Annotated in this window: 10 protein-coding genes; 4 read left to right on the top strand and 6 right to left on the bottom strand. The window is 58.2% G+C overall.

Features of this window, described 5'->3' with window-relative positions; genetic code table 11:
- The first annotated feature begins 17 nt into the window (after positions 1–17).
- Positions 18–1,958, top strand: a complete 1,941-nt coding sequence (locus QMM04_RS08345; RefSeq protein WP_021509066.1) for a methyl-accepting chemotaxis protein — start codon at positions 18–20, stop codon at positions 1,956–1,958.
- 72 nt (positions 1,959–2,030) lie between these two features.
- Here the strand turns inward: QMM04_RS08345 and cybB are convergent, their stop codons facing one another.
- Both cybB and QMM04_RS08355 read right to left on the bottom strand, forming a co-directional pair.
- Positions 2,031–2,570, bottom strand: a complete 540-nt coding sequence (gene cybB, locus QMM04_RS08350; protein WP_058759254.1) for a cytochrome b561 — start codon at positions 2,568–2,570, stop codon at positions 2,031–2,033.
- 87 nt (positions 2,571–2,657) lie between these two features.
- On the bottom strand, positions 2,658–3,146 hold the full coding sequence (locus QMM04_RS08355; RefSeq protein WP_141495935.1) for a MarR family transcriptional regulator: 489 nt from the start codon (positions 3,144–3,146) through the stop codon (positions 2,658–2,660).
- 110 nt (positions 3,147–3,256) lie between these two features.
- Between QMM04_RS08355 and QMM04_RS08360 the strand changes: the two genes are divergently transcribed.
- A complete protein-coding gene (locus QMM04_RS08360; protein ID WP_282995983.1) occupies positions 3,257–4,405 on the top strand; it encodes an MFS transporter in 1,149 nt (382 codons plus the stop codon).
- Between the two features lie 80 nt (positions 4,406–4,485).
- Positions 4,486–4,914, top strand: coding sequence for an NUDIX hydrolase (locus QMM04_RS08365; RefSeq protein ID WP_193751883.1), 429 nt, complete (start codon positions 4,486–4,488; stop codon positions 4,912–4,914).
- On the opposite strand, the gene QMM04_RS08370 is transcribed toward QMM04_RS08365, so the two are convergent.
- Positions 4,911–5,657, bottom strand: coding sequence for an SDR family oxidoreductase (locus QMM04_RS08370; protein ID WP_021509071.1), 747 nt, complete (start codon positions 5,655–5,657; stop codon positions 4,911–4,913). The genes QMM04_RS08365 and QMM04_RS08370 overlap by 4 nt on opposite strands.
- Positions 5,658–5,756: 99 nt before the next feature.
- On the opposite strand from QMM04_RS08370, the gene QMM04_RS08375 reads away from it, so the two are divergent.
- Positions 5,757–6,701, top strand: coding sequence for an AraC family transcriptional regulator (locus tag QMM04_RS08375; RefSeq protein WP_282995984.1), 945 nt, complete (start codon positions 5,757–5,759; stop codon positions 6,699–6,701).
- A gap of 344 nt (positions 6,702–7,045) precedes the next feature.
- On the opposite strand, the gene QMM04_RS08380 is transcribed toward QMM04_RS08375, so the two are convergent.
- The 3 genes from QMM04_RS08380 to QMM04_RS08390 form a co-directional block, all read right to left on the bottom strand.
- Positions 7,046–7,417 carry a RidA family protein gene (locus tag QMM04_RS08380; protein ID WP_282995986.1) on the bottom strand — a complete coding sequence of 124 codons (372 nt, stop codon included), beginning with the start codon at positions 7,415–7,417 and terminating at the stop codon, positions 7,046–7,048.
- Between the two features lie 10 nt (positions 7,418–7,427).
- Entirely contained in the window at positions 7,428–7,892 is a 465-nt protein-coding gene (locus QMM04_RS08385; protein ID WP_282995987.1) for a GNAT family N-acetyltransferase, read from the bottom strand.
- Between the two features lie 114 nt (positions 7,893–8,006).
- A partial coding sequence (locus QMM04_RS08390; protein WP_282995988.1) for an SGNH/GDSL hydrolase family protein occupies positions 8,007–8,622 on the bottom strand: 616 nt, incomplete at its 5' end.

An 8,622-nucleotide genomic window follows, 5' to 3' on the forward strand; every position in this document is an offset into this window, starting at 1 on the left:
ACACCAGGAGCGCCGACATGGCCACAACCGTATCTAATAAGAAAAAAATGAGCACCCGCACACAAATGCTGCTGACGGGCGCCTTAACCATCACCCTCGGCTTCGCCGTGACTATCGGCGTGCTCAGCTGGCAGTCCAGCAATGAGCAAAAATCGCTGGCGGAAAGTTACTTACAGCAGATTGCGCAGAGTCAGGCGCTGCAAATCCAGCAGGAGCTGAGTTACGCACGCGATGTCGCACACAACCTCGGCCACAGTCTGATTGCCCTGCCGGCTGCCGGCGTGCAGGACCGCAAAGTGGCCGATAAGCTGCTGGTCTCTGCACTGCGTGATAATCCGGACTATCTCTCTATATCGGTCATCTTCGAAGAAAACGCGTTTGACGGACGCGATGCTGAGTTTGCCTCTCAGGCTGGCGCGGCACCTAAAGGACGTTACGCCTATTTCGTCGATCGCGACCAGGGCGGCAATTTTGCCCTGCATCCGCTGACCTCAATCTTTACGCCAGGCCAGGGCGATTACTATCTGCTGCCGCAGAAAAGCCAGAAAGATACGCTGATCGAACCTTATAGCTATGCCTATAACGGTGTGCCAACGCTGCTGACCTCGGTGGCCGCGCCAATTATCAGCCAGGGCAAACTGTGGGGCGTGGTGACGTCCGATATCTCACTGGCGTCACTGCAGGAAAAAGTGAACAGCATCAAACCGTGGGAAGGCAGCGGTTACGCCATGCTGCTCTCGAGCGCGGGCAATGTGGTGTCTTATCCGGACAAAAGCCAGACCAGCAAAGCCTGGAAGGGCGACACGCATAATTTCAGCAGCACGGTCACCGAACAGCATGACGCTATTCTGGGCGAGGATGCGCTGGTAGCCTGGCGGCCGGTGGTGATCGGTAACAGCGATCAGAAATGGTATCTCGGCGTGGTGGCCCCGGTGAGCAAAGTCATGGAAGCGGCGCACCGTCAGCTGATTAACGCGGTGATTTTAATGGTGATCAGCATCCTGGTGGTGTGCGCACTGCTTGGGCTGGTATTCAGTCGCAAAGTGCTGAAGCCGATTGGCGGTGAGCCACTGACCGCAGCCACCATTGCGCTGGCGGTGGCCGATGGCAAACTGGATAACGCTATCCCGCTGAAAGCGCGCGACAGCAGCAGTCTGTTCTTCGCCTTGCACACCATGCAAAACCAGCTGCGCGAGATTGTCGGGCAGATTCAGGATGCCAGCGCGTCGGTGCGCCAGGGCGCAGGTGAAATCGCCAGCGGCAACCTCAACCTCGCGTCACGTACCGAAGAGCAGGCGGCCGCGCTGGAACAAACTGCCGCCAGCATGGAGCAGATTACCGCGACGGTGAAACACAACGCTGCTAACGCGCATCAGGCGACGACGCTGACCGATAACGCCACGCACATCGCCAGCCGCGGTGAGTCACTGGTGGGCCAGGTAGTGCAGACCATGGCGCAAATCGACGACAGCGCGAAGAAAATCGGCGACATCACCGCCATTATCAACAGCATCGCCTTCCAGACCAACATTCTGGCGCTCAACGCCGCGGTTGAAGCGGCGCGCGCCGGGGAACAGGGACGCGGTTTTGCCGTGGTGGCGTCGGAAGTGCGTAATCTGGCACAGCGCAGCGCCAATGCGGTGAAGGATATCGCTGCGCTGATTGAAGAGTCCGGCCAGCGCGTCGGCAGCGGTGTGCAGCTGGTGCAGGATGCCGGTAAAACCATGCAGGAGATGACGCAGGCGGTGAACTCGGTGCGCACCATTATCGGCGAGATTGTTACCGCGTCAGACGAGCAGGCGCGCGGCATCAGCCAGGTAACGATCGCGGTGAACGAGATGGATGGCACCACCCAGCAGAACGCCGCGCTGGTCCAGCAGATGTCAGCCGCCGCCAGTTCGCTGGAAGACCAGGCGGCACAGCTGGCGCATACCGTGGGACGTTTTCACCTCAGTTGAGGTCGGTGACCAGTCGCCGGCACACGGCGTAAATCAGGACGGTCGCCACATCAGGCGACCGTCTTATTCCTTTCATCCGTTTCGCCGTGACGGCATCATGCGCAGCAACGTATTGTCTTTAATCAGATAATGATGCACCAGCGCAGCCGCCGCGTGCAGACCAATCAGCCAGTAGCCGTAGGGCGCGAGGGTTTCGTGCCAGTCGCTCAGCATATCGGCAAAGTCGGGATCCGGGCTGGCGCTGACCGGCATCGGAATCGCAAAAATCCACCAGTTACGGCCCATGTAGAAGCGCGAAAGGATGCCGAGAATCGGCAGCACGATAAAGAACAGATAGATCGCCAGATGCATCAGATGCGCCAGTCCGGTTTGCCAGTGCGGCGGCTGGGGTTCGATTTTCGGGCTGCGATGGCAAAAACGCAGCACAATGCGTGACAGCATCAGCAACAGCACACAACTGCCGGCGCTGAAATGTCCGACGATCATGGTGTAACCTTGCCAGGATCCGCGCGTGAATAAGCCGCGAAACTCCATGGTGCAGTAAGCGGTGGCCACCAGTACCAGCGTCAGCCAGTGAATAAAGATTTGCGCAGGGGCATATTTGTTACGCATAGCCAGTCCGAAAATAAGCGGTGTGGGATGCTTAACATAGCGAAAAACGCGCTGAATTAATTCATTTTTTGCCACATCCCGTTCGGCTTACTGTTCGGCTGTCTGCAACAGCTGACGCAGCAGGGCGGCAAGCTGCTGCTGCTGCCGATCGTCCAGCGTGGCCAGCAGCGCATTCTGCGTTTGCGTATGCACCTGCAGCGCCTGCTCAATCTTTGCCAGGCCGGCCGGCGTCAGCATCACCAGCGTGCTGCGCTTATCATCGGCATCGGCAACACGCGCAATCAATCCCTCTTCTTCCAGCCGGTTAAGCCGGTTGGTCATGGCACCGGAGGTGACCAGCAGCGATTTGTAGAGCTGCGTGGGCGACAGGCGGTAAGGTGCGCCAGCACGCCGCAGCGTCGCCAGTACATCAAATTCACCGTCGCGAAAACCAAAGGGCGCCAGCGCCTCAGCGCGCTTTTTCGCCAGATGCTTCATCAGGCGCAGCATGCGGCCAAAAATCGCCATGGAAGAGGCGTCCAGCTCCGGCATGGCGCTGGCCCATTGCGCAACGACAAAATCTACGTGGTCAGTCATGTTAATTCTCATCAGTTCACGGCGGGCAATGTGTCGCTTTGTGCGCACCCGCTATCGTTCTTTCGCAAAGTATCTTAACGTTAAGATACTTTGACGTATGGAGACAGAATGTGAATCGTACCTTACCTGCTATTGGCTTGTTTGCTTTACTGGTTTTTGTGGTGGCGCTGAATTTGCGTCCGGTGATGGCGGCCATCGGACCGCTGTTCCTGCAACTGCAGCACGATGCAGGGCTCAGTGCCACGCAGCTGAGCCTGCTGACGACGCTGCCGGTCATTATGATGGGGCTGGCGGCGCTGGCCGGGCCGCTGCTGCTGCGCAGGCTGGGTGAAGCGCGCGGCATTACCGCTGGCCTGATAGTGCTGGTGCTCGCGGGTGGCGCGCGTGGCGTTGATCACAGTGCCACCATGCTAACCGCCAGCGCGCTGCTGGCGGGCTGCGGCATCGGGCTGATTCAGGCGCTGATGCCCGCGCTCATCAAGCGTCACTTCGCCTCGCGTGCCGGTACGCTAATGGCACTGTTCACCACCGGTATTATGGCCGGAGCTGCAGTGGCTGCAGCCAGCGCCGCGCCGCTCGCCAGCCATGCCGGACTGACGATCGCCCTGATGCTGCCGTCGCTACCGGCGCTGATCGCATTGATTCTGTGGCTGCGCCTGCAGCCTGTGACCACGAGAGTAAACACGCCACCGGCCGGCGGCGTACACCGCACGCCGCGCGCCTGGCTGTTGATGCTGTTTTTTGGCATCGGCACCGGTGCTTACACGCTGGTGCTGGCGTGGCTGCCGCCATTTTACATGCAACACGGCTGGCTGCCGGCGCAGAGCGGCTACGTGCTGGGCGCATTAACCCTGACCGAAGTCGCCGCCGGATTTATGCTCTCCGCGCTGATTCATCGCTGCCGCGATCGCCGCTGGCCGCTGCTGGTGGTGCTGGCTTCTATCCTGCTGGGGCTGATCGCACTGCTGTGGCTGGGCGGCGAACGCGCCTGGTTGCCGACGCTGCTGCTGGGATTGGGGATCGGTGCGCTGTTTCCGCTATCGCTGATCGTCACGCTTGATCATGCCCGTACGCCAGAAGAAGCCACTGCGCTGCTGTCTTTCGTGCAGGGCGGCGGCTATATGCTGGCCGCACTGATGCCGCTGATGGCCGGCATTGTGCGCGATCGCGCGGCATCACTCGACAGCGCGTGGCAGATCATGGCGGCGGGCGTGCTGCTACTGATGCTGATGGCGCTGCGACTCAAACCCCAGCGATAACGGCAGGAAACCATTGTCAGGCGGGGTGCGCTGATTTATAAACCGTGCAGAGTGAGAGGATCGATAAATCAGGAGCAATGATGTCCCCGCAGGTCGGTGTTGGCGTATTAATTTTCCGCGATGGCAAGCTGTTGCTCGGCCAGCGTAAAGGCAGCCACGGTGCCGGTGACTGGTCGGCGCCGGGCGGCCATCTGGAGTTTGGTGAATCACCGGAAGCCTGTGCACGGCGGGAAGTGCTGGAGGAGACCGGTCTACAGCTGCACAGCGTACACAACGGTGCCTTCGTCAGCGATGTGTTTCCGGCGGTCAACCGCCACTATATTACGCTGCTGATGGTAGCGCCGGACGCCAGCGGTGAGCCGCAGCTGCGGGAACCGGATAAGTGCACAGGCTGGCACTGGTTCGCGCCTGAGGCGCTGCCTGAACCGTTGTTTGCCCCGCTGCAAAGCTGGCTGGCGCGCGACGGTCTGGCAGCACTGCAGGCGCTGGCCCAGCGTAAAGATCGCTAACCGTATTGCTTCATCGAGGCTTCGGCATCTTCTCCGGCCGGGATGCGCATCGGTGCGGCGGGATCGGTCGCGGCACGCCACACGGCAGCGGCAACGTCCTGTGCTTTAGTGGTTGGCTGGGGCTGCTGCATGCCGGCGATGATGCCATCAAACATCGGCTGGTAAGGCTCAAGCAAGGTGTTTTCCATGCGCGGCCGGGCGTTTTTGCCAAAGTCGGTGGTGGGTGCCAGCCCGGGCAATACCAGTCTCACCTGAACATTAAAGGGTTGCAGTTCCAGCGCCAGCGACTCGGTGAAGGCGTTGACTGCCGCTTTGCTGCCGGTATAAACCGCCAGCAGCGGCAGGGATTTCAGCGTCACCGTCGAGGTCACATTGATCACCATGCCACTGTTTTTCGCACGGAACTGCGGGATGACCGCCTGCGTCATGGCAATGGTGCCCAGCGTGTTGGTTTCGAACACCTCACGTACCGAGGACATCGGCGCGCCTTCCAGCGAAGTTAATAATCCGATGCCGGCATTGTTGACCAGCACATCAATCTCTCCTGCTTCAGCCAGCGTTTGCCTGATGCTGGCGGCATCGGTGACATCCAATGGCAGCAGGCGCAGATGGGCGGATTCAGGGAACAGTTCGGCGCGCGGGGTGCGCATGGTGGCGATGACTTTCCAGCCGCGCTCCAGAAACCAGAGCGCGGTAGCATGACCAAAACCAGAAGAGCAGCCGGTGATTAAAATGGTTTTCATGGTTCACTCCTGCATTGTGTTGGGTAAGAGCTCACTATAGAGTGCCACTACCGGACTCACTACAACGTACAGTCCTGGTTTCATTTGCAGGAGTCCATTATGATCGATCCGCTCGCCGAAATGGTGTCACTGTTACAGCCCGGGGCGGCTTATTCCAAACGCGCGCGTGCCAATGGACTATGGCGTGTGCAGCGCAGTGAGACCGGCCAGCCGTTTTACTGCGTGGTGCTGGAGGGGCGCAGTCGGCTAGAAATGAAAGGTCATCCTCCGGTTGCGCTTGAGCAGGGGGATTTTGTCCTGATTCCGGCTGCGTGGGAATTTTGCATGACCAGCGAGCAGCCACCGGCCGCAGATGCGCCTGATTCTGTGCCGGAGATGCTTGCGCCGGGCGAGGTGTGGCTTGGCGATCGGCAGCAGCCAGCCGAGGTTCAGACGCTGATTGGTTACTGCCAGTTTGCCGCACCCGACGCAGGATTGATTGTCTCGTTACTGCCACAGTTTATTCATGTGCGTGGCGCATCGCGCCTGACCACGCTGGTGCAGCTGGTCAGGGATGAGTGCCGTGCACAGCGTCCGGCACGGCAGATCGTGCTGGAACGTTTGCTGGAATTACTGCTGATCGAGGCGTTGCGCGCAATGCCAGCGGCGAATGCATCGCCTGGCGTGATGCGGGGACTGGCCGATGAGCGGCTGGCCGGGGCGATTCGCGCCATCCACGCCAGGCCTGCCCATGGCTGGACGGTGCCCCAGCTGGCGAAACACGCGGCGCTATCGCGCTCGGCGTTTTTCGTACGTTTTCGCGATGCAGTGGGCATGGCGCCGATGGCGTATCTGCTGACGTGGCGCATGGCACTGGCGAAAAATCTGCTGCGCAGCAGTCGCCTGTCAGTGGCCGACGTGGCTGAACGGGTGGGTTACCGCTCTGCCAGCGCCTTCAGCATCGCTTTCACCCGCTTCACCGGCCAGACGCCGACCGGCTTCGCTGGCGCGGAACGGCGCAGCGGCACCGCAGAAGCTGAGCCAGCAATCGCCCGGGTAAGTTAATCACGCCCGCAGTGGCGGCCAGCGTAAGACGGGCCGCCATAAAGCGTGCAATGCCGTTCAGTTTAAAAATCACCCTGTTAATGCCGGTGCGCATCAATGCGCACCCTACAAACCGTGCTGTACCCTGTCGGGTCACCATTTATGGCGACCTAAAACACGTTACAAAACTGTGCCGTTACCGCCAGGGTTGCCATTTATGGTGACGTAAAACACATTACAAAACCGTGCATTACCCTGTAGGGTTGCCATTTATGGCGACCAGGGAATACTTGTGTAGGCAACAGGTGACCATACAAGAATCGTTTTAAATCAAAGCATCGATAAAACAAACAATTACAACTTCATCACAGAGCAATAATTGCTTCAATTTCGATTTTCAGATCGGGGCAAAACAGCTGGCTAATCTGCACCAGTGAACTGGCGGGCAGGTGTTCGCCATAATGCCGGTAAAGCACGTCGCGCAACGCATTTATATCGGTGAATGAGGTGACAAAGATTGTCACTTTTATCAGGTTTTTCAGTGATGTGTTTTCCTGCGCAGCCAGTGTATGTAGCTGCTGAAAAATCACTTCTGCCTGCGCAGTAATATCCGCCTGCTGCGCCGTTGTTGCGAAGGCAGTCAGACCCGAAACGTAAAGTGTGTCGCCATGCTTCACGGCGTGCACGTAAGGCGCTTTTACTTCGCCCAGTTCTGGATAGTTTTTACGTACCAACATCTTCTTTTCCTTAAAAGATTCCCCTTCGCATCACGCTAACCTGTTCTGACGACACGATGCGCTGCTCGATTTCCTGCCAGCCATAGCGACGGTAAAACGCCTGCTGATCCGGCGTATACAGCCACAACTCTGGCATGTGGCGCTGGCGAGCTTCTTCAATTAAACGCAATACCAGAGCAGAGGCCACGCCTTTACCGCGGTGTGCCGCGACAGTCAGTACTTCGCCCATCCAGAACTGGCGTTCATGGATGTCATCAAGCTCGTGAAGAATCGTGCTGGCGGTGGCAAGCACTTCATTTTCTGCATTCAACGCGACCAGCGTAAACGTTTTTGCCGGCTGCGCGTTGCGCATCAGCAGGCGCTGACGAATGGCGCTCCGGTCGCGCCAGTGAGAAAACCCGGACCACTCCTGATGAAGCATTGTTGCCACCGTATCCAGCAACTGCGGACACTGGCTCAGTAAACTGATATTCATTGTTATCCCTCCGCGACAATCCGAGGGATAACACAGCGTGGTGGTAAAGACTACCGTTAATATGTCGCTATACTATCGCGTTAAGCCGTTTTCACCGGTCAGCCAATCACCGGTTTAGCGTTTCGCCACCTGCTCGCCATCCGGGTTTTTGCCATGCCCGGCAGCAGCCAGCTCGGTATTAAAGTGGGAGACCAGCACCGAAAACGTTTCCTCTGCTTTCATGCGGTACAGCTGTTCGGACGGATGAATACAATCGGGTGACATCAGCGACTGCCAGTCTTTCATCTGCAGGATGCGCTGATACTGACGCGCCAGCGGCACCGACTCCGCTTTAGCCAGCGCGTCCAGTTTGGTGACGTAAGGTGCAACGTGCCATTTCTCCGCGCGGCCACAAATCGGGTGCGGCTCCTGTAATATCACCTGCTTACCCTCTTCACGGGCAATAGTAATCAGCTGTGTCATCACCTGGGTATATTTATCCGGGCTAACCTGGTAATCCTTTTCTATATCGCGGAAATGGAAATGGCGTGCATCGTTGGTGGCAAAGTTCAGCAAAATGATTTTTGCCGGCGATTTCTTCATCTCTTCGCGCCAGCTTTTATTATTCTTGTAGAAATATTTGCCATTTAACAGGTCCATGGCCTGCGATGAGGACGCGCCTTTATTCACTACGCGAATGCCATCGCCATACTTCTGCTGTAACCACTGGTTAATCAGAGCAATCTCATTG

The organism is Pantoea sp. Pa-EAmG (genome assembly GCF_030024295.1).
Lineage (GTDB): Bacteria > Pseudomonadota > Gammaproteobacteria > Enterobacterales > Enterobacteriaceae > Pantoea > Pantoea dispersa.